This window comes from Pseudoalteromonas sp. S1650, from assembly GCF_005887195.1.
Lineage (GTDB): Bacteria > Pseudomonadota > Gammaproteobacteria > Enterobacterales > Alteromonadaceae > Pseudoalteromonas > Pseudoalteromonas simplex.
Window position 1 is genome coordinate 93,482 of the sequence record NZ_PNDF01000045.1, and the last position, 25,247, is coordinate 118,728.

The 25,247-nt window shown below is 41.0% G+C and carries 21 protein-coding genes; 13 read left to right on the top strand and 8 right to left on the bottom strand.

Going from position 1 to position 25,247, the window contains the following annotated elements; translation table 11 throughout:
- The first annotated feature begins 10 nt into the window (after positions 1-10).
- The 8 genes from CWB80_RS14215 to CWB80_RS14250 all read left to right on the top strand — a co-directional run bounded on the left by CWB80_RS14215 (position 11) and on the right by CWB80_RS14250 (position 13,033).
- Positions 11-2,257: a hypothetical protein gene (locus tag CWB80_RS14215; protein WP_138599178.1), complete on the top strand. Its 2,247-nt coding sequence runs from the start codon at positions 11-13 to the stop codon at positions 2,255-2,257.
- Positions 2,258-2,757: 500 nt separating this feature from the next.
- Positions 2,758-6,108 carry a glycosyltransferase family 2 protein gene (locus CWB80_RS14220; RefSeq protein ID WP_171041540.1) on the top strand — a complete coding sequence of 1,117 codons (3,351 nt, stop codon included), beginning with the start codon at positions 2,758-2,760 and terminating at the stop codon, positions 6,106-6,108.
- 3 nt (positions 6,109-6,111) lie between these two features.
- Positions 6,112-7,170, top strand: coding sequence for a riboflavin biosynthesis intermediates N-glycosidase (gene ybiA / locus CWB80_RS14225; protein ID WP_118845496.1), 1,059 nt, complete (start codon positions 6,112-6,114; stop codon positions 7,168-7,170).
- Entirely contained in the window at positions 7,158-8,594 is a 1,437-nt protein-coding gene (locus CWB80_RS14230; protein ID WP_138599180.1) for an asparagine synthetase B family protein, read from the top strand. Before ybiA ends, CWB80_RS14230 begins: the two co-directional genes overlap by 13 nt.
- On the top strand, positions 8,591-9,280 hold the full coding sequence (locus tag CWB80_RS14235) for an arylamine N-acetyltransferase family protein (protein ID WP_118845500.1): 690 nt from the start codon (positions 8,591-8,593) through the stop codon (positions 9,278-9,280). The genes CWB80_RS14230 and CWB80_RS14235 overlap by 4 nt, the downstream gene beginning before the upstream one ends.
- 506 nt (positions 9,281-9,786) lie before the next feature.
- Complete coding sequence (locus CWB80_RS14240; protein WP_054553587.1) at positions 9,787-10,032, top strand: YfhL family 4Fe-4S dicluster ferredoxin; 246 nt, start codon at positions 9,787-9,789, stop codon at positions 10,030-10,032.
- An 88-nt stretch (positions 10,033-10,120) separates the two neighbouring features.
- Positions 10,121-11,440, top strand: coding sequence for a methyl-accepting chemotaxis protein (locus tag CWB80_RS14245; RefSeq protein ID WP_054553588.1), 1,320 nt, complete (start codon positions 10,121-10,123; stop codon positions 11,438-11,440).
- A gap of 276 nt (positions 11,441-11,716) precedes the next feature.
- Positions 11,717-13,033: a methyl-accepting chemotaxis protein gene (locus tag CWB80_RS14250; protein ID WP_138599181.1), complete on the top strand. Its 1,317-nt coding sequence runs from the start codon at positions 11,717-11,719 to the stop codon at positions 13,031-13,033.
- 2 nt (positions 13,034-13,035) lie between these two features.
- Here CWB80_RS14250 and CWB80_RS14255 read toward each other — a convergent pair whose 3' ends face one another.
- Complete coding sequence (locus tag CWB80_RS14255; protein WP_054553589.1) at positions 13,036-13,287, bottom strand: TIGR03643 family protein; 252 nt, start codon at positions 13,285-13,287, stop codon at positions 13,036-13,038.
- Between the two features lie 45 nt (positions 13,288-13,332).
- A complete protein-coding gene (locus CWB80_RS14260) occupies positions 13,333-14,217 on the bottom strand; it encodes a LysR family transcriptional regulator (RefSeq protein ID WP_138599182.1) in 885 nt (294 codons plus the stop codon).
- A 102-nt stretch (positions 14,218-14,319) separates the two neighbouring features.
- On the opposite strand from CWB80_RS14260, the gene CWB80_RS14265 reads away from it, so the two are divergent.
- The 3 genes from CWB80_RS14265 to CWB80_RS14275 all read left to right on the top strand — a co-directional run bounded on the left by CWB80_RS14265 (position 14,320) and on the right by CWB80_RS14275 (position 16,756).
- Positions 14,320-14,949, top strand: coding sequence for an NAD(P)-dependent oxidoreductase (locus CWB80_RS14265; protein ID WP_138599183.1), 630 nt, complete (start codon positions 14,320-14,322; stop codon positions 14,947-14,949).
- Between the two features lie 68 nt (positions 14,950-15,017).
- On the top strand, positions 15,018-16,040 hold the full coding sequence (locus tag CWB80_RS14270) for a Kelch repeat-containing protein (RefSeq protein ID WP_138599184.1): 1,023 nt from the start codon (positions 15,018-15,020) through the stop codon (positions 16,038-16,040).
- Positions 16,037-16,756: an SIR2 family NAD-dependent protein deacylase gene (locus tag CWB80_RS14275; protein ID WP_119853140.1), complete on the top strand. Its 720-nt coding sequence runs from the start codon at positions 16,037-16,039 to the stop codon at positions 16,754-16,756. Before CWB80_RS14270 ends, CWB80_RS14275 begins: the two co-directional genes overlap by 4 nt.
- Before the next feature lie 35 nt (positions 16,757-16,791).
- Here the strand turns inward: CWB80_RS14275 and CWB80_RS14280 are convergent, their stop codons facing one another.
- Positions 16,792-18,384 carry a carboxylesterase/lipase family protein gene (locus CWB80_RS14280; protein ID WP_138599185.1) on the bottom strand — a complete coding sequence of 531 codons (1,593 nt, stop codon included), beginning with the start codon at positions 18,382-18,384 and terminating at the stop codon, positions 16,792-16,794.
- 253 nt (positions 18,385-18,637) lie between these two features.
- On the opposite strand from CWB80_RS14280, the gene CWB80_RS14285 reads away from it, so the two are divergent.
- Positions 18,638-19,249 carry a MarC family protein gene (locus tag CWB80_RS14285; protein WP_054553595.1) on the top strand — a complete coding sequence of 204 codons (612 nt, stop codon included), beginning with the start codon at positions 18,638-18,640 and terminating at the stop codon, positions 19,247-19,249.
- A 40-nt stretch (positions 19,250-19,289) separates the two neighbouring features.
- Here the strand turns inward: CWB80_RS14285 and CWB80_RS14290 are convergent, their stop codons facing one another.
- Positions 19,290-20,288: a DUF4382 domain-containing protein gene (locus CWB80_RS14290; RefSeq protein WP_138599217.1), complete on the bottom strand. Its 999-nt coding sequence runs from the start codon at positions 20,286-20,288 to the stop codon at positions 19,290-19,292.
- 229 nt (positions 20,289-20,517) lie between these two features.
- Between CWB80_RS14290 and CWB80_RS14295 the strand changes: the two genes are divergently transcribed.
- The gene (locus tag CWB80_RS14295) at positions 20,518-20,958 is read left to right on the top strand and encodes a hypothetical protein (RefSeq protein ID WP_054553598.1); all 441 of its coding nucleotides are present in this window, start codon (positions 20,518-20,520) and stop codon (positions 20,956-20,958) included.
- Between the two features lie 37 nt (positions 20,959-20,995).
- On the opposite strand, the gene CWB80_RS14300 is transcribed toward CWB80_RS14295, so the two are convergent.
- The 4 genes from CWB80_RS14300 to CWB80_RS14315 form a co-directional block, all read right to left on the bottom strand.
- Positions 20,996-22,684 carry a methyl-accepting chemotaxis protein gene (locus CWB80_RS14300; RefSeq protein ID WP_138599186.1) on the bottom strand — a complete coding sequence of 563 codons (1,689 nt, stop codon included), beginning with the start codon at positions 22,682-22,684 and terminating at the stop codon, positions 20,996-20,998.
- 98 nt (positions 22,685-22,782) lie between these two features.
- Positions 22,783-23,292, bottom strand: coding sequence for a GNAT family N-acetyltransferase (locus tag CWB80_RS14305; protein WP_138599187.1), 510 nt, complete (start codon positions 23,290-23,292; stop codon positions 22,783-22,785).
- A 3-nt stretch (positions 23,293-23,295) separates the two neighbouring features.
- Positions 23,296-24,639 (bottom strand): N-succinylarginine dihydrolase, encoded by a 1,344-nt coding sequence (gene astB / locus CWB80_RS14310; RefSeq protein WP_138599188.1) that lies wholly within the window; start codon positions 24,637-24,639, stop codon positions 23,296-23,298.
- A 48-nt stretch (positions 24,640-24,687) separates the two neighbouring features.
- On the bottom strand, positions 24,688-24,918 hold the full coding sequence (locus tag CWB80_RS14315; RefSeq protein ID WP_138599189.1) for a helix-turn-helix domain-containing protein: 231 nt from the start codon (positions 24,916-24,918) through the stop codon (positions 24,688-24,690).
- Positions 24,919-25,247: the final 329 nt, after the last annotated feature.

Here is a 25,247-nt window from a genome sequence, read left to right on the forward strand (position 1 = left end):
AAGGGATAGTATGAACAGAATTACTGTTAGGTCGCGTCAGTGTGGTGCAGCGACAATCACTATTTTACTCTTAGTGGGAGTGTCAATTTCCATTGCTGTTTTAGGTTCACTTCATTATATCCAAGGTTCTCAAAATCAGAGTTTAACCATGCATGCGCAAACACTAGCCCAACGAAAAGCTTGGGTTGGAGTAGATTTAACAAAAAAGTATTTAAATGCTCTTAACAGCTCTCAATTGGAAGAATTAATTGATTCATTACCACTTAAAGCAGAAGTTGGACAAACACAACTGACACTCAAGCCAAGCGTCAGTGACCCAAATATTCATCTCTCCCTATTTAAAGAGGAAGTGGATGATAAAACATATCTTTATGCTGAAGTGAATGCTGAAGCGGCAAAGGGGACAAAAGCTTACTCTAACTCATCAATTGAAGCTGTTTTTGAGCTTCAACATACAGGCACCAAGTCACCAATAAAATCATGTTCAATGGTTCGTACAGCTGTTCTCAGGGGAGCAACTGACTTAACAGGAGGTGGAACAGACTTCTTGTCAGGTGATGCTCTCTCAGATATCGCTGTTGAAGGCAACTTGACTCTCACAAACTCTTCAAAAAGTGGTATTTCTGGTTGTGTGAGCGGTGATGTTTATATGAATGGCGGGGGAATAAAACGTAATGCAAACCTGTATGTCGGTGGTCGCTTTACGCTTGAAAGCATGTCAACGCCTGAACATGTGGGCGTTTGGGCGCGTGATATTGATATTGGTAATAGCGGTAAAGGGGTCTATGAATACCTTCGAGCTGGTGCTTTTAGTGCAGAAGTGCTGGATGATACTGGTAATTTGATTGGAACGGCTGGTATAGGTGGTAAGCTACTTAACGATGCTGGGGCCGCAGGATCATCGAAGGATTTAGGAGTTTTATTACCGTCAAAGAATCTAAAATTTGTGGTTGAAATGACTTCTGGTGGGCGATTACTTGTTGACTTAAGCGATGCCAATATTGAGAACTCAACTGGATTTGTGAGCGGGTTTGCAAGTGAGGTTTTAGATGGTGATGATTCTTTACCTTCTGTAATACAGTTCGTCACTACTGGAGTCCTCGGGGGAAACATAGATATTTTCACCCTTACAGTTGGAGAACTATGGGGGCAAAAGATAGTAAGTGATGGATATGACGCTAATTATACAAATGTTTTCTCAAATGGTGATTTTAGCGTAGGCACTGGTAATATCGGTTCGCTGATTGGTGGTGGTAATCTACGAGCGAATAAAGGTGGATGTAGCAGTGATTCAAATTGTTGGAACTTACCTAAAATTCTTAACCCGAGCCAAATTGCTGGAGAGTTAAGTATTGGTGATTATCAAGGTAATGCAACGCTAAATAATCTAGTCCAAAAAATGACTGGAATTAACTCTAGCTTGCCTGGGGTGCCGTATTGCGACACAAGAGTAGCTAAAGTGGTTGCTGATGATTATAAGGCTTCAGCTAACTATATTTTTGAGGAGGTTGATGGTAAACGTCATCTAACGATTCAAAATGTAAGTTTAGCTGATGGAACAAGCCTTGATGGTGTTTATGATCTATTAAAAGATGAGCTTCGTTTTTTTGGAGAGCAGCCTTTTCTTTCATGTGGATGGGGAAGTGGGCATTGTTTTCGAAACAACGAAATTTGGGAATTAAATGGAATTTCTTCTTTTCCGCCAGGAATTGCATGGTTTGATAGGTCGTTAAAAATTAATGGTGTTGGCAGTAATGATGCCGTAAATAATGTAGGTAAAAATTTACTAAATACATTTGTTACAACAGGAGATCTAGAGCTAGCCTCTTCAGGGCATGGAAAACTCATAGCGCCAAACTTTAATCCTAGTGAGCTATGCAGTGGTGGAATTGTGCCAACAAACTTATGCACCCCTGACGGTAAATTGGTAGGAGATGAAGAGACTGGTTTAGCACTTGCTAATTCGTCAATTATCTCGCAAGGAGGTTTAAATGTACAAGGGTGGGTTATAGATGGTCATGTGACACTTGGTGGAGCTGTAACGACCTCGGGTTCCAAGGTTTTTATCAATGGTGGTTTAGTTGTTGGCTCGAATGCACCGGCGAGTGTGTCAGTAGGAGCAGGTGGTTTAGAGGTCAATACACAGGGTTTGTCGCAAGGTCAGCTTCAAAAAGATTGTAGTACTCAAACCGGCGGTAGCTCTGAAAGTGGGTGGCAACTGAAATACAATACGCCAATCTGGACACGATATTTATAACGAGCTGAACTATAATAAATATCAGAAAAACTAAAGCACTATATAAATTATCCTCAGGGCCTCAGCTTAAGAGCATTGGTATCATGGCTACTTCTTACAAATTTCGTCGAGTTTAGTATCAAATGTTAAGGGGCACGATTTAATCAGTTTTTATTAGGAAAGTGGGTTTTAAAAGGCAATTAAAGTATCAATAAGTGCCTCTCTTCTATTATCCCAAGAAGAATCTGCGTTTAACTCATTTTTGCCCCTTTATGAGTTTACGTAACAGAAAGGTGTTTTTGCTTAATAGAAAATTCCCCAATATTTCTTAATGACTGGTCATGCAAAACCGATGTATGGTTTATCCAAAAAGCGTTTACTTTTAACATTTCTAGTTTAGTCACACATTTGCATACCTATTCCTGAGCAGTTGAGATAAAATCCGGTTGATTTTATCAAGTTGTGGTAATTCATAAGGTCACTAGCATATTACTAGTTGTTCAGAAGTAACGGAGTATAGTTTGACGCACGCTTGGCAAGTAGCAGCAATTATTGCGACTAAAAACAGGTCTGACTTGTTGAAAAATAGAGCATTACATTCAATCTTGAACCAATCTAGATTGCCGGATTACCTTATTGTAGTAGATGACTCACCAGAAAATGTTCAACAACAGAATCGATACATTGTCGAATCTCTAGCATTAAGTAACTGCCACAAACAATATCTGATAAATCAGCGAACTCAAGGTGCTAGCGGGGCGTGGAATACAGCTGTAGACTACCTGTGTGCACAGCAAGGTAAATATTTTGACTCGTTGTTTCTGGCATTTCTTGACGACGATGATGAGTGGCATTCTGATTATTTGGAACGCTGTTTAGCGACAGCTAGTATGAAAAACTGCAATATGGTCGCCGCTGGATTTTATCGTTACGAAAGCAATGACCAACCGCCTATTGAGAGTTTACCCCCTACGTTTTTAGATGAAGACCTATTCCTGAGAGGAAACCCAGGTATTCAGGGTTCTAACTTGTTCCTGTCTCTTGATATTATGCTGATGGCCGGTTGCTTTGATGAGCATTTAGTCAGCAGTACAGACCGCGATTTGTGTATACGCCTTTGTGAGATAGGGTCTCTTCAATATCACAGTATAGATGAAGTGTTGCTAAATCATTATGCAGATAGCTGCCGCCAACGTTTAAGTACACCAAATTCACCATCTAAGCAAAACGGTTTGTCTGCATTTTGGCAGAAGTACAATGGGCGGATGAATAACACACAGCATGACGCATTTCTTAAGCGTGCCCAGAACCTGTTTAATTGGCAGCCCAAATCACCCTTACTACCACAAGCAACATCAACGTCCGCAGTTCAATTTGGACTAACACTTGGAGTTGATTTAGGAAATATCTCCTTTGGTCAACTAAAGAATCTCATCATTAAAATTCACCAAGTAGATCAGCAGAACTTAGTAGGTTTTAACCTGATCTTGACCGCAGTAACTGAAGTATTGAATCTGAATGATTTGAATACATTTCTTGAATTTTTGGGAAGTCAGGGTATCACGTATTACAACTTATGCGATCAGCAAACATGTGTTGAAACGGCTACTGCAATTGTTGCCCAAGAGAACGTCGGTCATAGCGCATGGGTCTTAAAAAATAGGTGGCATCAAGAACAACTAATGGATAAAGGTGATAACGATACTTTAACACTGTTACGCCGGCTAGGCGCTTATCAGTTGAACTGCGTTACCTTTGATGATCAATTTAAAAAACAACAAAAAGAACTCGTTCAAAGGATAAAACAGTGCCGTGTTGAGGTTGCGCAATCTCGAATCTCAAAGCTATTTTGTATCGATGATCTGAAATTGCTTGGCACCGGTTCGGAAGCCATTGTAATGACCGATGGTAAACGAGTTTTTAAGTACATCGATTACTGGAAAACTCGTATACCTACTAAGCAAATTAAGTTCCTACAACAGAGCTGCTCAAAATGGCATGACCTGCCCGGTTTATATGCTCTGAACGAAGTTTTTATCAATGGAACAAGCTTAGTCCTTACTTATCCTTACGAGGAAAGTATCCCATATCAAGGTGGTGACAGTGAACACGTTATTAACCTGCTTCACAGTTGCAGCAAAGCGGGTATTGTTTGTAATAATATCCATCCTAAAAACTTGATTAAAACCAAGTACGAGGTGAAGTTGATAGATTATGGCTCAGATATTCGACCATGGAATGAACTCGGTTTTGAACATATGGCACGGCGAGCATATCTAGCTATACATCATGCAGATAATCCTCGCCTTAAATCCTTAATGCGGCAGTCATTGCAAACTATAAACATGCCAGAAATGCAGGGTTATCAAGTTTTTCGCCAACGATTAGCTGGTATTGACTGCAATTTAGAGCAAGCAAATCGAGCGAGGCTCTCTCTGGCTCCGTCAGGGCCAGTAACTCCTTTTGTGCTGACCATTGGTGTCATTACCGGAGATGCCTATAAATTGTTACCCTTGCTTAACAGCATTGCTGAACTAGAACAATGTAGTTACTTGTCCGAGGTAAACACTATCGTACTGTGTAACGGTTGCTCAACCAGAACCGTTGAAGATGTTCTTATGCATAGCAAGCGTCCATTGAGCACCATAAGAATAATCAGCGAAACACAACAAATAGAAGATACGGAAAATGGCTTATTCGGTCGATGTTTCACTAGTCGTCAGGCTGGGCAGGTAGGTATTGCACATGCTCGCAGTATGCTACAAAAGTATGTTGGTTTAGAGTGTGAAACGAAGCCAGGTAGCGTTGCTTGGATCCTTGATGATGACATGCGTTTAGATGCACGTGCGAAACAATACCTCCCTTGGTTACCAAGATTTAGGCAAAATGGTATTGATGTTGTTATTGGGCAATATGAAGGTTCCTCACCTAATCCGCCATTAAATGGGTTACGTGGTCAGTTGTTGGATCTGCTACATAACTTACGTTGGTTAGAGACTTTATCGAACGATATTGAACTTCCAGATCGAAGCAGTGAGAATACTATTCTTCGCACCAAATACCCTGATTATTACTATGATCTATCACGCAAACACTCAGGTCATGTTGAAGCCCCATTTTGGATTGAACCTGCTTATGTTGGTGAAACTGTAGCGGAAGCACGTGCTCGTTTATTTGCTTTTGCACCAATGTTAGTCACCGGGTTCCCGCTTACTCGCGGTATCATCCCGTCATGCACTGAAAATCCATTAATGGCCGCGAAAGACACCGTTAATCGCGGGGGAAATACCTTTGTTTTAAACCCTAAAGCGTTAACACAAGTACCCAACTTGATACCAATAATAAATGATCGTGAGGCCCGCCGTTCAGATATGCTTTGGGCAATAGCCAACAAGCATCATAATCGGCTGAACATTAAAAGCGCACCATTCCCTGTACAACACACTGGCCGTGTGCAAAATGAGAAAATATTAGATTTGGAGAAAGTACAGGATGAAATTATGGGTTCAGCGTTGTATGCAGGTTTACAAGAATTCTTGTCAGCAAAAGAACAACATAACCTGGTTTTTAATCCTGATGAGATCTCTGACGTCTGGCAAGCAACCAGAAATGCACGCAATACCCGTCTTGCACGCTTAACACTCAGTTATTACAGGATTAATGGATTGGCACAGGCGTTGTCCAAGTATCCAGAGCTTACTGAACTGAGTGAATATCTTGCACGCTCTTTTAATTTCAGTGCAATTGAGAAACTAAAAAATCAGGTTGAGCAAATGAATGAGCATCATATTTGCGATTTTTTAAACCAAATAGTGCCGCAAAGTGCCCGCTTTGCGAATGCGCATAAGAACACTTTTGAGATAGTTGAATAAAAAATGCCTTATAAAATTTACTGTGAGCTCCCTACACTACACGGTACATTTCGAATGTATGACACTGGCAATGAGTTGTTAAGAGTGGTTACCTTTGGCGATATCAACAACCTAGGTAGCAAGCCTATGGTAAGAATACACTCTTCATGCCTTGCCTCAGAAGTATTTGAAGCTCGAGATTGCGACTGTGCAGACCAATTACGCGAAGCTATGAAAGCCATGGCTCATGATGGAAGTGGAATTATTTTTCATTTACATCAAGAAGGAAGGGGGCAAGGTCTATCTAAGAAAATTCAGGCAGTGTACAAAATGCAGGCGGAAGCCCTGGATACAGCTGAATCATTTCAAGCTATGGGCTTAGACCAAGATATTCGAGATTACGGGCCAGCGATTAGTGTACTAAAAAAAATGGCCATCGAAGAAGTGCGCCTAGTCTCAAATAATCCGCGAAAACGAAGTGCTTTAGAACAAGCTGGTATTGCGGTAGAAGTTGTAAATACACATCCGCAAGTACGCCCTGAAAACGCAGGCTATTTGCAGAGTAAGAATGATAAATTGGGGCACTACCTGCCGTTAAGTGTTGAGAATGATAATTCCAGTCCAATTCATTTTTATCATTCAGACCAAACATGGGGAGAGTTTTCCAACTTTTCACAACATGCCGTATATATACAAGGCAAAATTTGGCGAACAACCGAGCACTTTTATCAAGCACAAAAATTTACTGATCCAGTACTACAAGAACGTATCCGCACAGCTGCGAGCCCAATGTTAGCCAAAGAAATAGCCAGTCAGTTAGAAGTAAAACACCTGCAAGAAGACTGGTGTAACAAAAAAGAGAAGGCGATGTGGCAGGCAATAACAGCGAAGTTTACTCAACACCCTGAACTCAAAGAATTATTGTTATCGACAGAGCAACGTAACATAGCAGAACATACGAATAATGATAGTTATTGGGGGGATGCAGAAGATGGCTCTGGATTAAACCGGTTAGGTGAGTTATTGATGCAATTACGTAGTCAGTTACTGGATAGCCAAGAACAGAAATTATGTGCGGAATAGCGCTGCTCTACGGCGATACTGCAAAGGATAAGGTATCTACCACATTAACCAAACTTTCTCATCGAGGGCCGGATGATCGGCACTGTTGGATAAATGGACAACTAGCTATAGGGTTTGTCCGTTTGGCTATAAACGATGAAAGCACGTCTGGGCGACAACCATACAACGCTGGTGAAATGATTGGCGCAATTAATGGTGAAATATACAATGCTGATGCTCTTGCTAAACAATATCACCTCACGTTAAAAAGTGAGTGTGATACACATGTCGTCGTTCCTCTATTTTCTGAAATAGGTAATCAGGTCCTGGCCGAGTTAGATGGATTTTATTCAGGTGTAATCTACCAATCTGATACGCAGACTCTTTATCTATTGCGGGATCATATAGGGAAAAAGCCCCTATTTTATGGACGAGCAGATAATAACTTATTTGTTGTAAGCGAGCTCAAAGCACTGCAAGACATTGAATGGTTTGAGCAAGTCCCATTGGGAATTAGCCAGTTAGAGTTAACTTCTGGAAAGTTAACTCCAATAGCAGAGCACCCAGAATTAGTCACTACAAAGCTTAATCTTGCTATGGCAATGGAAAAAGCGGTGATTAAGCGTTTACCAAAGCAACCTGTCGGTATTTTTCTTAGTGGTGGTTTGGATAGTTCAATTATTGCAGCTTTAGCACATCAATATCATAAAAATATTACTTATTTTGTACTGGGAAATCCTGATAGCCCGGATGTAGTAATGGTTAAAAAGCTTGTTAATCACTTGGGAATAAAGCGGGTTAACTATATTCCACTGCCAACGGAACAAGAGTTACCTACTTTGATTGCCAAGATAGTACGCGCAACTGAAAGCTACAACCCATCGTTCATTAGCAATGGTTTAGCAACCTACTTATTAGCAGATTCAGCACATAAAGAAGGATTAAAAGTTGTCCTAACCGGAGAAGGTGCGGATGAGCTTTTTGCTGGGTATCACGAAATGCTATCAGAAGATGAATGGCAATCAATTCGTTCAAATCTGATAAATGATATGCGCTTTACTGAGCTACGTAGATTAGATAAATGCAGTATGGCGAATAGTATTGAAGCTCGTTGTCCATTTTTGGATCGGACGGTGAAGAGTATCGCTGATACCTTAGAGCACAAAAATTTTTATTCGTATGGCCAAAATAAGGTGGCACTTAGGGATACCTTTGGGCATTTATTACCAGTTGAAATTGCTGATCGCAAGAAAACTTCATTTGATGTTGGTAGTGGCATCCGCAAATTAGTCGTGGAGTACTTAACTCGTAACACTAATACAGAAATCGTCGAGCTAAAGAAAATTTGGAGTCAAACATTTACAAACAACGCTGACAATTCTTACTTTTTTAGTTACCCAACATTCGATAACGTTATTGCAAAACGTGGGGGGTTCCACAGATGACAGTACGGTTAGCCCAACAAATATTGCTCGAAAAGTTTCAACGAGAGCCGTTTCACAACTTCTATTTAATCAATGATATTCAGCCTACTACCGGGGTATACGGGGGGACCTGTTCAGATAAGACTCTGAGTTACTTAGAAGCAGTAAAAACTGCGGGGCTAGATGCGCACTTGCATTCTGCACGGATTGGAGGGAAAGAAATCCATCGACTGGTGAGACTTGAAATAGATAATCAGCGCTATTTTGCTGATATTGGAAATGGCTGGCCATCTATTCATCTCTTCCCTGTGGATACACCAATTGAGTATGAGTGTTACGGCATGACTTATAGAACAAAAATAAAAGATGGTGTTATCACTGTGTACCACAGAAAAAACGGCGTCGAAAAGCAACAGATGGATATAGATATTGCAGAAAAATCGGATGCGGAAATCCGTCAAAGAATAGCTAATCGTTTTTCAGCCAATATAAATTATCCATTTAGCAATCAGCTGAGATTTTCAATGATTGTTGGTCAACGTTTTGTGTTTATTCGTGACACTCAGCTAGAAATATACAGTAGTGATGGTTACGAGGAAGTAACCAATATCACTAAAAGTGACATAAAAACAGTGATAATGAAATATTTTAACTACGATATCTCACCACTTGAATCATTCATTTTTAATAAAAAAGTTAACATATAAACAACGAGTAGCCCTCTATTATGATTAGTAAAGTGAGACGGAGATAATGAATGTATCATCGATAAAGTTGCATAACTTTATAGTGTTAAGTAGGCTGTTTTATCTTCTGCTTTGCCATTTTCTTGAATCTCATGCTATGCGACAAGCGGTGCCTTATTGCATTATGGGATACCAAAAGTTATCGATAGACTGGAAATTGGCACGTTGTTGTAACTCGGAATTGTCCAGTAACGAGTTATTATCTTATTAATGCTATTCATACTTAAAACATACATAGTCACCAAACCTCTCACTTATCTCATCACATAACTTAGTTCGGTAGATAATCCCACTACATTACAGCTGTAATAATGCTCTCGGAGGATCTTAACTACTTTTAAGCTTGATCTAGATCAAAGAAACTTTATACGCTGCAATTTATAGTGCGCGGCTGCAATTTTCGTTGTTTTTAAAAACTAGATTAGATTTTAAAAACAATACCCATTTATAGTGCTTAAAGGTGTGTCATGGCATTACTCATCAATAACAAATGTATTAACTGCGACATGTGTGATCCTGAGTGCCCGAATGAAGCTATTTATATGGGTGCAAAAATCTATCAAATCGATCCTAATAAATGCACTGAGTGTGTTGGGCATTATGATAATCCTACCTGCGTTAGTGTATGTCCTATCGACTGTATTAAGCCCGATCCTAATCATCGTGAAACGTTAGATGAGCTTGCTGAAAAATATATTAAGCTGACTGAGTGAATTAATAATAAAATTTACAGCTTATTAGTACACCTTGATTCAAATGTTCTACACTTACTTTAATGCACGTTAATCTCTTGAGGATCCTATGTTTTTCAGTAAGTCAGTAAACTCTGAGCTTGTGTCGTTAAAGACTGAGTTATTTCATCTACAGCAGGTGCGTGATGGCTTGAATGAAGAAATGATTTCGCTTAATGTACTTGAAAGCGGCGAGGTATCCTATATAAATCAGAACTTTATCAAAGCACTTGGCTACGATAAAGATGCGTTCCCTGGCACGCACCTATTTGACATCATTACAAATGAGTCCAAATCTACTGAACAATTTAGCCAATTCTCTTCTGCTTTAGAGCATTGTAAGCACTGGGTTGGGGCGCTGCAGTTTTATCACAAAAGTGGTAAAACAGAGTGGCTTAGAATTATTTCGCACCCAGTAAAAGGGCCTCAAGATCAAATTCTATTTTTCGCAATTTATGCCACTTTACTAACCGATACAATTGCTACCGCAAGAGAGCATAAAGACATTATTAAAGCGTTACACCGTGCTATGGCGGTTATTGAATTTGATTTAGAGGGTCATGTTTTAAGTGCAAATAGTCATTTTTATAATGCGATGGGTTACTCCGAAAAAGAGATAAAAGGTAAACATCACAGAATGTTTTGCGAACCAGAAGAAGCAAACTCTACTGAGTATGAGCAATTTTGGCAGCGTTTAAAAAATGGTGAGTACATAGCGTCTCGCTTTAAACGTGTTGATAAGTTTGGTAATACCGTTTGGCTTGAGGCCTCTTACAATCCGATTTTTAATGATTTTGGGGATCTCTATAAAGTAATGAAATTTGCAACTGTGATCACTGAACAAGTGAATCGTGAGCATGCAATTTCTCAAGCGGCAGAGATTGCTTACGGTACCTCAACAGGAACTGACAAACTCGCTGTAAAAGGAGCTGAAGTACTTAAAAACACAGTGGCTGTTATGGATGAACTTGCTTTACAGATGGAGCAAGCGGCGCAAGAAATCGCAGCCTTAGATAAGCAGTCGCAACATATAGCAAGTATTGTACAAAGCATTAGTAGTATTGCTGATCAAACTAACTTATTAGCGCTTAACGCTGCAATTGAAGCTGCTCGTGCAGGTGAGCAAGGCCGTGGTTTTGCGGTGGTTGCAGATGAGGTTAGGCAATTAGCATCTCGGACATCTAAAGCAACTGAAGAGATTGTGGAAGTTGTTCAGCGAAATCAATCATTAACTCAAAATACAGTAAAGGTTATAGAACAAGGGAAAGTCAAAGCAGAGCAAGGTCTTGCTTTGTCGAATGAATCAGGACAAGTAATGGAAGATATTCAACATGGAGCACAGCAAGTTGTTGATGCGGTTGGCCAGTTTGCTAACCAGTTAAATAAGTGATTCTAATTTGCAATAAGCTTTAGACATCTGCATGGATGCAGGTACAGATTTTTATAAGCAACCTAATAACGAAATTTTGCTGTGTTATCAATGCGGTTCAATTTCCTTAAAGCTCCTCCTATTTTTTGCGAATTGGAAGGAATACCTTGTCTCACTTCTTGAAACTCCATATCATAGAAATATAGGGATATATTGTAATAGTTTAATATTCAGTAACTTTTTAAGTAAATGAGTTCACTGTTTGAATTTTAATTTAGCAATGAAGTGATGTACCCCATGTTTTCTACCAAGCCACTAAAAAATAAAATAACTAATCTTGAAGACGAATTATTTAGGGTTTCTCAAATAAAGCAAAATCTTGATGAGCTAATGCTTACATTAACGCTTGATAGCAAAGGCTGTGTTATTGATACTAATCCCCAAGTTCAAATTGAACTGGGTTTTAGCGCAAATCAACTTGATGGGATTGCATTACTTGATTTAGTGCCGCAATTGGCGCGAAAAACAGAACACTATCTGAACTTTAAACACGCACTACAAAACAAAAAGCCATGGGCAGGAGCCGTTCAGTTGGTCAATGCTAAAGGTGAAGAGGCTTGGCTAAGAGTGTTCGTTCATCCTGTGGTAAATAAGCAAAACCAATTTCTTCATTTTACATTGCATGCAAATGCACTAACACGCACGATTGAATCGTCACGCGAAAACCAGGACTTAGTAAAAGCAATTCATCGCTCTATGGCCGTAATCGAGTTTGATTTAACGGGTCATGTATTAAAAGCAAATCAGCAATTTTTACTGGGTGTCGGCTATAAAGAACACGAAATTATTGGTAAGCACCATAGTATGTTTTGTTCACCTGAAGAAGCAAGCTCATCAGAGTACGCGGCATTTTGGCAGAAACTTCAAAAAGGTGAGTTTGTTTCCTCTCGATTCAAACGTGTTAATAAGTATGGTGATCCCGTGTGGTTAGAAGCCACATATAATCCTGTGTTTAGTGAACAAGGGGAGCTTTATAAGGTTGTTAAGTTTGCAACGGTGATTACTGATCAAGTAAATCGTGAAATAGCTGTGTCTCAAGCAGCTGACATTGCTTATAGTACCTCGACTGAAACTGATCAAATCGCTCATCAAGGAGCTGAAGTACTCAGTAATATGGTTAGTGTTATGGATGAACTTGCAAATAAAATGGAACAAGCAGCAAATGAGATCACAGCACTTGATAAACAGTCTCAGCAAATCGCAAATATAGTTCAAAGTATCAGTAGTATTGCTGATCAGACAAACCTATTAGCGCTTAATGCAGCGATTGAAGCCGCCCGTGCTGGCGAACAAGGAAGGGGCTTTGCTGTTGTTGCTGATGAGGTAAGACAGCTCGCTTCACGTACTTCAAAAGCGACTGTTGAAATTGTTGATGTTGTACAGCAAAACAGGGCACTGACTCAAAATACAGTTGAAGTTATAGAACAAGGTAAGAGCAAAGCTGAACAAGGCTACAGCCTAGCAACTGAATCTGGCAAAGTTATGTCAGATATTCAAAATGGCGCACAAAAAGTGGTCGATGCGGTTGGTCAGTTCGCTGACCAACTTAAATAGTGTTACCTGTGCTTATATTGAGTTTTGCAATAACCTCTTAAAATATCGGGATGGCGAAGTTTAATATGTTTACTTTGTCTCCCTGATACGCGCTTTCGCCAGAGTTTAAAACTCGAGCTCGTTAATTGCTCACGCATCAGTGCAATAACGTTTTTTTCATTTAAACCAAACTGTTGGTTTATTGCTTCAAACGGGGTTCTGTCTTCCCACGCCATCTCTATGATGCGTGATACTTCATGATCTAAGTGCTGCATTACGGCTCCTTTTTGTAGCTTATACGTATTTGCAGCAGGTTTAGATTATAAAATATCGTGTTGCCAGTGCTCTGCTAAAAAGTCGATGAACGCTCTCACCACATTTTGTTGGAAGTTACGCGATAAATACACCGCCCATAAGTGAGAGCCCATAGTAGTATGCTCTGGCAGTACTTTTACAAGCTCACCCGATGCCAAATAGTCATTGGCGAGATCGCATGGTAGGTGAGCCACCCCGATTCCTTGTTTTGCTGCTTTTAGAAGCACCCCCATATCGTTGGCAACAATGTTGCCCTTCACGGTCACTTTTTGTGTGTTGTCGCCGTGTTGAAATTGCCAAATAGTGTGTTTGTTATGAACAAGGCAATTGTGAACAGATAAGTCACTCGGCTCAAAAATCTGTGGGTGCACAGCTAAATAATCGTTAGAGGCACATACGGCGGTTGCGATATACATTAGCTTACGGGCAATAAGACCTTCATCGGGCTGGTGGATGTAACGCAAAGCGATATCAACGCGGTCATCAACCAGCTGCGATAAACTATCTGAAAGTAACAGTTCAAAGCGCGTCTGCGGGTGGCGTTTGGTAAACTCTTCGATGGCATCAAATAGCTTATGTTGGCCAAGCCCAATCGGGGAGGCAACGCGAATGGTACCTACCAATTCGTTGTTATGACTGTGTGCTCGGCTTTGTAAATCAGACACTTGATTTAATATTTGCTGGCAATAGCTAAGGGCTTCTTCGCCTTGAAGGGTCAAACTTACTTTGCGTGTTGTGCGATGAAACAACCTTAAATTTAGCCACTTTTCAATGTCTTGAATATGCCTAGAAACTTGTAATCGGCTTAAACCTAAATTCTCTGCAGCCTGAGTAAAACTGCCTGTACGGGCAACTTCGACAAAGCTAGTAATTGAAGTGAGTTTATCCATTGGTATCTTAAAATGAAACAATGTGTATCTATATAGTGTATTTATCAGTAATTGGTGAACAAGTAAACTGCAATCATTGAAACAAACAACGGAGAATTCCTCATGAAATTAGCAGTTATTGGCGCAACAGGTTGGATTGGCAGCCACATTACTTCAGAAGCAATCGCACGTGGTCATCAAGTTAATGCATTAGTTAGAGACGCAAGTAAAGTAACCCAAGATAACGTCACTGTGACTGAATTTGATTTAACTAAAGACGATATCGCAACTGCAGCTGCAGGTAGTGATGTTGTTATTGCGGCAATTGGTGGTCGTGCTTTAGGGAATCATGAAATTGTTGCAAACACGGCAAAGCAATTACTAAACTCGCTTGCAGGTACTGGCACACGCATTTTATGGGTGGGCGGTGCAGGTAGCTTAGAAGTGGCACCCGGTGTAACTCTGGTATCAAGCCCAGATTTTCCTGCTGAATACAAAGCAGAAGCCATTGCTCAAGGTGAGGCACTTGATGTATTTAGAGCATCAGCAGCAGATACAGCTTGGACTTTTGTATCACCGGCAGCGGTCATTTACCCTGGGGAGTCAGAAGGTCCGTACCGTGTTGGTGGCGACAGCTTCTTTACTGATGCAAATGGCGAAAGCAAAATATCAGTTACTGATTATGCTAAAGCAATGCTTGATGAAGCACAGTCGGCAGCTCATTTAAATCAACGTATTAGTATTGCTTACTAATAGCGAGCCTTTCTTCAGGCTCATAAAATGGTATTCTTAAGCGATGTGTTAAGTTACCTATTTAATTTATGAGCCTGCTATTTTCTATTGCACTTGCAACCATCCCTGCCTTACCAGAAGCCGTCGCGAACAACGCTGTAGCCAAAGTTGTTATTGATGAACAAGCCTACTTTTTAAGCTTTATGGGCTTGAGCTCAGGCAAAGCACATACCGATGTTCACAACAAAGTGTGGGTCCTTAAAGTGGGCGATAACGCGTGGCAAGCGGCTAAAGCCGTGCCAAGTACATTGCCCCTTACTGGTCGTCTAGCGAGTACAGCAGTGGGTGTGGGTCAGCATGCCTATGTATTTGGTGGGTATACCGTTAGCGCCGATCATCAAGAAATCTCTACACCCGATGTATATCGCTATGATGTGCTCTCTAATTCATATACGCAACTGGCCAATATGCCTGTGCCGGTGGATGACAGTGTGGCGCTTTCGTATCAGCAGCGTTATATCTATTTAGTCAGTGGTTGGCATAACGATGGCAATGTTAACCTTGTACAAGTTTATGATACGCATACAGATACTTGGCAACAGGCTTCGCCATTTTTAGGTCAACCGGTGTTTGGCCAAGCGGCGGCAATTAGTGGAAACACTCTATTGGTGTGTGATGGCGTTAAAACACAGGCGAATGCTGATAAACGCCGTTCTTTCGCTGCGGTTGCACAGTGTTTAAAAGGTACGATTGATGCTGATAACCCATTAAAGATAGATTGGCGTACGGTACCGCATCCTACAGGTGTTGCCCATTACCGTATGGCAGCAACCAGTTTTAATGGCGACATTTATATGATGGGCGGCTCTGATAACCCATATAACTACAATGGTATGGGGTACGATGGTAAACCAGCGCCAGCGAGTGATCATGTTTGGCGTTTTGATGTTGATAAAAACACGTGGCAAGTGATGCCAAAAGCCGATACCGCGAGCATGGATCATCGAGGTTTATTAGAGCACCAAGGAAGTTTGTATCGTCTTGGTGGTATGGATAATAATCAACAAGTGACAGCCGATGCACTTGCTTACAAGGTAAAGTTATCTCTATGAATACACTCTATATTACTGGGGCGGGTGTGAGTGCCGCTAGCGGTATACCGACCTTTCGTGGCGAAGATGGCTTTTGGACCATTGGTAGCAAAAATTATACGCCGATGGAAATGGCAACGCGTGCTATGTACGAAAATAATCCCCGCGAATTTTTAGCTTGGTATTATCATCGCTTTGCAACGTATCGCCATCACGGTCCCAATGAAGTGCATCATTGGTTGAGTGATAAAAATCTCATTACGCAAAATATCGATGGTCTTGATGGCAAAGCTGGTAACACCGATTTTATTGCTATTCATGGTCGCTTAGATCAAATGACACTGTTTCACCATCAAGGTGACGATGTGATGGCTTTTAACGCACCGTGGGAGAAGGTTAACGAAGACAACCTGCACCACTCATTGCTTGAGGTGTTCAATATCAATAACGAAAGCCCCAAGCTAAACGAATCGTTTAAGCCTTACGTGTTGTTATTTGATGAATACTACACTGAGCTTTATCGAATCTCTGAGGCGCAACAGCGCATGCTTGATGCCGATAAAATCGTCTTTATCGGCACCTCGTTTAGCGTCAATATTACGCAAATGGCACTCGATATTGCACGTAGTCAAGGCACGCCAATTGAAGTGGTTGACCCAGATCCTACTCACGTATTTCATCCTAATGTGACATACCACAAGATGACTGCACTTGAGTATGTTCAGCAGCAAGGATAAAAATAAGGCGCTTATAATAAGCGCCTTATTTAATATTATTTTTCAGCTTTTGTAGCTGTGATGTTTAACCTTGCTTGTAAGGGATCCGGTAAAAACTCTGCAGTCCCTGATTTACTCATTTGCAGTATAAAAGATTCATCATTTTTATATGCTTGCCAAGTAGGTAACCCTGGGCCATTTGGTGTGCCTAACTTAATAAAGTTCGTCACATAACGGTGCATTATTTTAGCAGCTTGCTTATCTTGCTCAGTGGTTACATGGCCATATTTAGCAGCCACAGTATTAAAGAAGTACGGAATTTCGCTGGCGTGCTCTGCACCTGGTTTATCTAAGGTTTGCGCCACATAACCAAAACGATACAAAAAGGCATCGTTACCCATATCTGTCACACGTTTTGCAACGAACCTTGCTGGCTCTTGCATTAAAGCATCTTGCCCAACTTGGTAATTAAGTAAGGGTAACGGCATTTGGTCATTTGCATCGTAAGTCATTTTTGCTTGTGTACTGTGCGGGGCAAAACTTGCGAATAGCGCTTCTTTAGAAGCAAAATTAGCAAAGCCTAAATCCATATCTGTTGTGCCAACCATGGTCGCAACATGGCTAAATGTGCCTTTACTCAAGCGCGCTTCTGTCGCCGAATTGATGATAGTGCCATCAATAATTGGCCCGCCAACGTAAGTAGACTCATCATTATTTTGTCGATTTAATGTGCTCAAATCTAGGTTATCAACCACGTCTTCGGCAGATAACTCACGTAGTGCAGCAAGGGCATTTTCATCACTGCCTAAAATGGTGTGTTGTTTGGCAAAGTTTTCGCCAATTTTTTCGGCGCTTAACACGGTGTCATCATCACTATTAAGTGGCAACTGCTTAAATAGCTCTCGTCCGCCCGCTGACATAATAATCGCTTGCTGGAATAAGCCATTAGCTGCAGGGGTTTGCATCATCGCATGTACCGATGCGCCCCCTGCAGATTCACCCATAAGTGTCACTTTTGCAGCATCACCACCAAATTGAGCGATATTTTGTTTCACCCATTCAAGGGCCGCAATTTGATCCATCAAAGCGTAATTGCCCAGTGCATCGTTCTCAAAACGACTAAGAGCAGGGTGAGCAAAAAAGCCAAATCGGCCTAGGCGATAATTAAAGCTAACAAAAATAACCCCTTGTTTAGCAAAGCTTTCACCCGAGTAAACAGCGGGTGATGCGCCACCATTTACAAAGCCACCCCCGTGTATCCATACCACAACGGGATAAGGAGCATCGCTGTGTTTAGTGGGTTTAAATACATTTAAATAAAGGCAATCTTCCGAAGGGGTTGTGGTAAGCGGTGCAGCGTCGGCTGCAAACGGCTTTTGCATACAGTCAGGCGCGTAATCGTTAAGTACTTTTACATCTTGCCACTTAGGCACAGGTTGCGGTGCTCGCCAGCGTAACTCTCCTACCGGAGCTGCTGCATACGGAATACCTTTATAGGCAATAAAACGCCCTTCTTTTTGCCCTTGGATGAGCCCGCCAGTGACGGCAATATGATCAGATTGAGGTTGTTCTTGGCAGCCTTGCAAAAATACAGCAGAGCCTAATAGAAAAGATGAGTAAAAAATCGATTTGAGAATACGCGATGTCATAACAAAGCCTAGGCTGTTTGGGGAAGGCTTATAATATTAACATATTCAGATAGTAACAACGAGAAAACCAGCATAGCTACAAGGGGAGGCTATGCTGGTTTTAGTATTTGGCTAATAAAGAGTTTTCCTGTCATTAAATCGTTACAAAAAGGCTCTAAAAATCTGCAGCTCAATAACTTAAGGATCTGTGTAATACTTATTAGTGCAAAAAATTGCTAATGTAAAAGGAGTGTATTCTCATTTTAAGGTACATATGTTAGATAAAGTTTTGCATGATTTTTTAGTCATTTGGGCAACAATAGACCCTATCGGCACAATGGCGTTGTTTGCTGCTTTAACAGCTAAATTGCCTGCCGATAGGAGGCGAAAGACTGCTTTTAAAACGGTGGGTTATGCTGCCATTGTATTAATTGGAGCTATTGTCATAGGGCAGTTGCTGTTAACTGCAATGGGTATTAGTTTGTTGTCGTTCCAAGTTGCTGGTGGCATTATTTTATTTCTGTTCGGTCTACAAATGATTTTTGCTGAGGAGGCCCAGCAAGGTGATGTTGAGTCACAGCACGATATTTCTGTATTCCCTTTAGCAATTCCCGCAACAGCATCGCCGGGTGCAATTTTAGCGGTTATTCTAATTACCGATAACCATATTTATAGCGTTCAGGAACAAGTAATTTCGGCAATAACAATGCTGGTAGTGTTATTGATCACTTTATTATTGCTGTTGTTAAGTGAGCGAATTTTGAAAGTTATTGGGGTTGGCGGTGCATCGATACTAACGCGAATTATGGGGTTAATTTTAGCTGCATTGTCTGTTGAGTTTGTGATGGAAGCACTAGGAGTCGCTAAATGGGTGGCCAATAATTAAAAAGCCCGCAGTGCGGGCTTTTTAATGGGGTATGCCAATATTATTCAGAAACAGTGAAAGATACGTCTAAGTCTTCACCTGATGTTACTGTAATTGGTTTTACTTGATAAAGCGTAAATGCTTCGTCTTGCGTTTCAGCGTCATCGATGTGCGCTGCACAGGTATAAGCAAGTTGATAATCACCTGGTTGAATGAACGCAAGTTCAAATTCGAATTGGTTATCTTCGCTATCGAACACAACATCTGCCGTTGCAAGAGGTGCATCTAATGGTGTTTCATCTTCGTTAACTTCATAATTGTCCATTGGCATTTCAACATCGCTGCTATATAGGTAAACAGCATGACCGAATGAGCCATCTTCTAGTGCGATATCGATATTATCTGTTTCACAGTTAGCGATAAGTACGTCGCTTACAGTGCCTTCGATATCTTCAGATTCAGCAAGGTTTTCTAAGCGAACACCGCGTGGTTTTAAGAAGATCTCATCACTATTTTGTGGATCAACTAATGACTTTTTGAGGTCAAATTCAATAACAAAGTCGTTACCAGCTTGGTTAAGGGTAAAGCCATCAAGTTGAATTTCACCGATACCATCGTTGCCTTTACGTTTAACAACCAGTGGTGCAATGCTGTCATCTTCGTAAACAACATGCGAAGTCATGGTTAAATCGTTTGTGTCACCATTGATCACATCTGCACGGATCCATTGATATTCGCCAGCAGGCACTTCTTCATCTTCTAATAAAGAAAATACATCATCACCAGTGTAGTCTAATAAGTTAACCATTTCAGGCATGGTTTCATCATCATCTTCACGGGTCTCAAACGTGAATTCTTCACCACCTTGGGTTTTCAATGTGATTGAATCAAACACAACATTTACAGCTTTTAAACCTGTCACTGGTGCATCAGACACACCTAATGTGAACTGTGCAGTTTGCGGCTGAGGATCAACCGAGTCGTTCTTGTCGTTATCTGAGCCACAACCAACAAGTGCAAATAAAACGGCGCTGCTAAGTAATGTAGTTTTAAAGTTCATCATTTCTTCCCTTTGTGTTCTAAAAATTTATTAGCAGTGTAATAACTAAAACTTAATGTAACTTGAACTTCTAATGATAAGTTTCGATTAACACCTTTGTACCTTTTATGTAACAAGCTGAAAGTCAGAATAAAAAATAACTGCAAGTTTAGAATGCTTTTTAGGTAAATCCATTTTTCTTCCACATTTTGCTGACACCATGACAAAAAATAAGAACCTAGGAACGAAAATGAAGGTTATTGACTTGGAAAAGCGCTTTGAGCTTATGAGCTGGGCATTATTAAGTGCAGTAAATATGCTTTTACTAGTGGGGTTTATGAATAGTAAATCGGAGGTAAGTAATTTACTTTTTAGTTTTTTGTTGTGCTCTGTTTCATTACTATTAGCGGTACTTGTATTCAATTCAAAACGCAATTTAACGGTATGCCGCCACGGTGTGCATTACCGCAATTTATTCGGGCAATGCCGCCATATGCATGCAAGACAAGTGCAATTTATTCACCATTACTCGTTTTTTGGTTTGCGATTAGTGCTTGTTATGGGCGAAAAATATATTTGCTTTGCGCCTTTTTATAGCCTTAATGACAAACACCAACAACGCTTAAAGCGCTACGATAACGATTTGTTTGATTGGTTAAAGAACTTACAAAAGACCAATGATTTTTGTTAAGCAGGCACATTTACCTGCTTAACCATGGCGCTAGATATTAGGTTTTATAACGACTTACATTTTGTTCTAACTGAGTTGCTGTGTCTGTCAGCTCGTGCATGTACGATGTGGCTACATCGGTATCATTGGCGGTTTTATTCGCAATATCGACAATGGTCGTCATGTTTTGGTTAATCGCTTCAGACACTGATGTTTGCTCTTCAGCAGCTGTGGCTATTTGTGCATTTTGTGACGTGATAGTGTTAACCGAAAGCAATACTTCATTGAGTGCTTTTTCGACTTCGCCCGCTTCATTAACACTGGTTGCACTGCCTGATTTGATTGACTGCATAATGTTATTTACAGTTGTTGTTCCTTGTTGTACTTGCTCAATCATCGCCTCTATTTCATGAGTGCTATCTTGCGTGCGTTTTGCTAGCGTTCGCACTTCATCAGCCACCACCGCAAAGCCACGACCAGCTTCACCAGCTCGGGCAGATTCAATTGCCGCATTTAGTGCTAGTAGGTTTGTTTGCTCGGCAATGTTTCTGATCACATCAAGCACACTACCAATTTGACTCGATTGTTGATTAAGCTGATCGACCGCATTCGCCCCTTCATCAACTTGTTTAGCAAGGCCGTTAATCACCTTTATGGCAATGAGCAACTGGTTGTTAGCCTGTTTGACTAAATGATCGGCATGCTCAGCAGCCGTTGAGGCCTCTTGCGCACTGCGTGCAACTTCCATTGACGCCGCCGACATTTCGTTTATTGCGGTTGCAACTTGTTCACTTTCTTCATGTTGGCGATTAATACCTGCATGCATATTGGCAAGTAGCTCGTTGAGCTTATGTGACGCTTGATTCATTGATTGCGATGATTGGCGAATATCAATAACCATTTTACCAACGTCATCGGCAAAGCGGTTAAACGAACTGCCAAGCTTGCCCAGTTCATCGTCTCGTTTCACCATTAAACGTTGGGTTAAATCACCATCACCTTGTGATATATCGTTCATTGCTAGTACGGTTGTGTGCAAAGGGCTAGTAATACTGCGCGATACCACCACTGCAATCGCTGCGGTAATTGCGACAGCAAATACAGAAGCGATGATGGTGTTTATAAAGGCATTATCGATACCTTCATTAACGCGTTGTTCTGTCGCTGCGACTTGTTGCTCAAGACCACTGATCCAAAAACCTGTTCCTAGCACCCAATTCCATTTTGGTACTAAAGCGGCATAGCCGAGCTTAGGATTCACACTGCCATTGGTATTCTTCCAAGAATACTGCACATAACCACCGTCGTTCTTGGCAGCATCAATCAGTTCTCGAATGAGATAAACCCCATTAGGATCTTTGAAATCATAAAGGTTTTTACCCTCAAGAGAGGTGTTAACCCCATGGGCAATGTTGACACCTTTTACATCATAAACAAACACATAGCCAGTATCGCCAGCATCATCAAAACGCAAATTACGTAAAATGCTTTTTGCTTGGTTTTGTAGTTGCTCAGTATTAGAGCCATCATCTTGTGCGATGAGGTTAGCAATCGAGCTCATGGCAATTTTTTGGTAATTGCTAACTTCAGACTTACGGTCGTTTTCCATTTGTGTAGCAAAACTTTCAACGGTTTGTGCACCACTGTGTTTTGATTGCACATAGTTGTAGAGTGTCAGCATAATTGCAATGAGTAGGGGGGGAAGTAGGGCTAGAAAGAGTACCCGTTGCTGTATTGATAGCGCCATTTATCGCTCCTAATAAAAATCCGCAGTACTAGTTTAGTACTTTTCAAAAGTTTTATTAGTCGACTTTATGGTTAGATCGATAGGCTATTGAAGCTGGTTTATGCGACCTGCTTATAAAAATATACTGTTGCATCAAATTCACCGGAGGAACTTTTCGCAAATCCAGGAATAGTGCCAGCTTCAATATAATCGAGTTTACGATACAAATATGAGGCAGTGTCACCTTGGCGGGTATCAAGTAATAGTAATTGAAGACCTAAAATACGCGCGTCGGTCTCTAGGCTATTCATCAATTGTTTTGCAATTCCTTGGCCTTGATATTCGCTGTGCACCATGAGCTTTTCTACTTCACCGCGGTGAGCGCCATTAGCTTTGGCGCATAAAGAAAGCTGTACTGAACCAATCACCGTATCACCATCTAGGGCAAGGTAAAGCCTACGGTAAGGCGTTGCTAAATCTCTATCAACCCCTTGCCAGTAGTCGTGTGCTGACTGTAATGATAAAGGAGCAATAAAGCCAATTGACGCGCCACTGGCCACGCTATCAATCAGCAAATTATTGAGGGATTTCGACACCCCTTTTATAGAATGCACTGCTTTAATTTTCATTATTTATTCTTGTTGAAATGGATACACAGAACCTAAATTAAGTAAGCTGGTTAGCTCATCAAGTGCCTGATAGCTTTCGGTTAAAAACATCGGATCGGCAAAGTCATCACTACTTAACGAGTCACGATAATGCTTATTCGCCCAATTTACTAGTTGGGTATATTTTTCTTCGCTGAATCGTACTGCCGGATTAACCGCTGCCAGTTCGTCCGAATTGAGTGCAACACGCAAGCGTAAACAAGCAGGGCCACCGCCATTTTGCATGCTTTGGCGCAAGTCAAAAAAGCGCACTTGCTGAACAGGGTTATCAGCCAAAATCATTTCTTGAATGTAATCGTGAACAGCTTGATTGCGCTGACACTCTTTAGGTGCAACCAGTATCATGCTGTCATCACTTAAGGTAATTAATTGGCTATTAAATAAATAGCTGCTTACAGCATCTGTAATGCTCACTTTATTGGTTGGCACTTCAATAATATGTAGCGGCTTGTTGCCAAGGTAGGCTTGTTTAATTTGTTTCAGCGTATCTGCTTGGTGCAAAAAGGCTTGTTCGTGGCATAAAAGTACATTGCCATTGGCCACAGCGATCACATCGTTATGAAAGACACCTTGATCTATCACATCAGGATTTTGTTGAATAAATAACTGATTTTCTGGCTTTAGCTGATGTAAACGGGCAACTGCTTGCGAAGCTTCAAGAGATTGTCTTGCAGGAAATTTAACAGGTTTTGGTAAGGCGCTATTAAAACTACTTGCCCCATAAACAAAGATCTCAAGCCCTGTATCTGCATGGCTGTCGCATAATCGATTATGATTTGCGGCGCCTTCATCACCAAAAAAGCCTTGAGCAGGTAAATGCGTATGATGGCTAAAGTAACGCTCATCGTTAAACATGGCTTTTAATAATGCTGTAGTTGTAACGGGTTCTAGCGAGCGGTGAAACTTATTATTTAAGTTAGCAGCCGTAAAGTGTACTTTGCCATCAAGGGTATCGGCTGAAGGCGAGATAGTGCCAGCATTGGCTGTCCACATGGCCGATGCACTGTAACAAGCTCGCAGTAAAATGGGGTCGGCTTTAAATGCTTTTTCAATAATCTGGCTATCGGTGCCTGTAAAGCCCAGTCGTTTTAGTACGCTAATGTCGGGGCGAGCATGAGGTGCAAAGATACCTTGCTCTAGTCCTAACTCGTGCATCGCCTTCATTTTTTCAAGGCCTTGTAGTACAGCCTCTTTAGGGTTTGAATGTGAAGAGGCGTGACTTAGTGAAGCGACATTGCCATACGATAATCCCGCGTAATTATGGGTAGGCCCCACTAAGCCATCAAAATTAACTTCTACTGCGTGCATACTTAATCCATCATTATTGTGCGTGTATTTTAACCATACAGAAGTTATTTAGCTGAAGCTAGCTAACTCTAATTCTACATGACGCAAACTTTGTTGAAGGCGTTTCTGAGTGGCAATTAAATACGCTTTTTGTTTGTTCTGTTTAACTTGTTGCTGTCGTGCAGCTTTATATAACACACGCTTAGGAATGTGGTACTGCTCAGACGCTTCGGTGATTGTCAGTTGGTGCACCGAAATTTTTTTTAGCGCTTCAATAAATGCAGGGTCATTATTTAACATAACGACGCTCCAAATCAGCAACATTATGCGGATCGTTTGCTTCATGTATATGCCATGTGCTGATGTCTAATCGCCAAAGTAGATAAAGAGTGTGAAAGAAGTTAGTCACGTTAGTCTCCTTGTTAGTGCCAGTTCACACTCACTATTGGAAGATCCGTGCCAAACCTTTATTAAAATTATATGCGTTAAAAATCAATAAGTTAACTTGTAGTGGTTTGGGTGTCCCTAAAATCAGGCACTAAAATAGTGAAAGGCAAATGCAGTAATGCACTTTAATGATGCGTGCTTTTATTGTTGAACGAGGAAATACGCGATGTGAAATCGCTGCT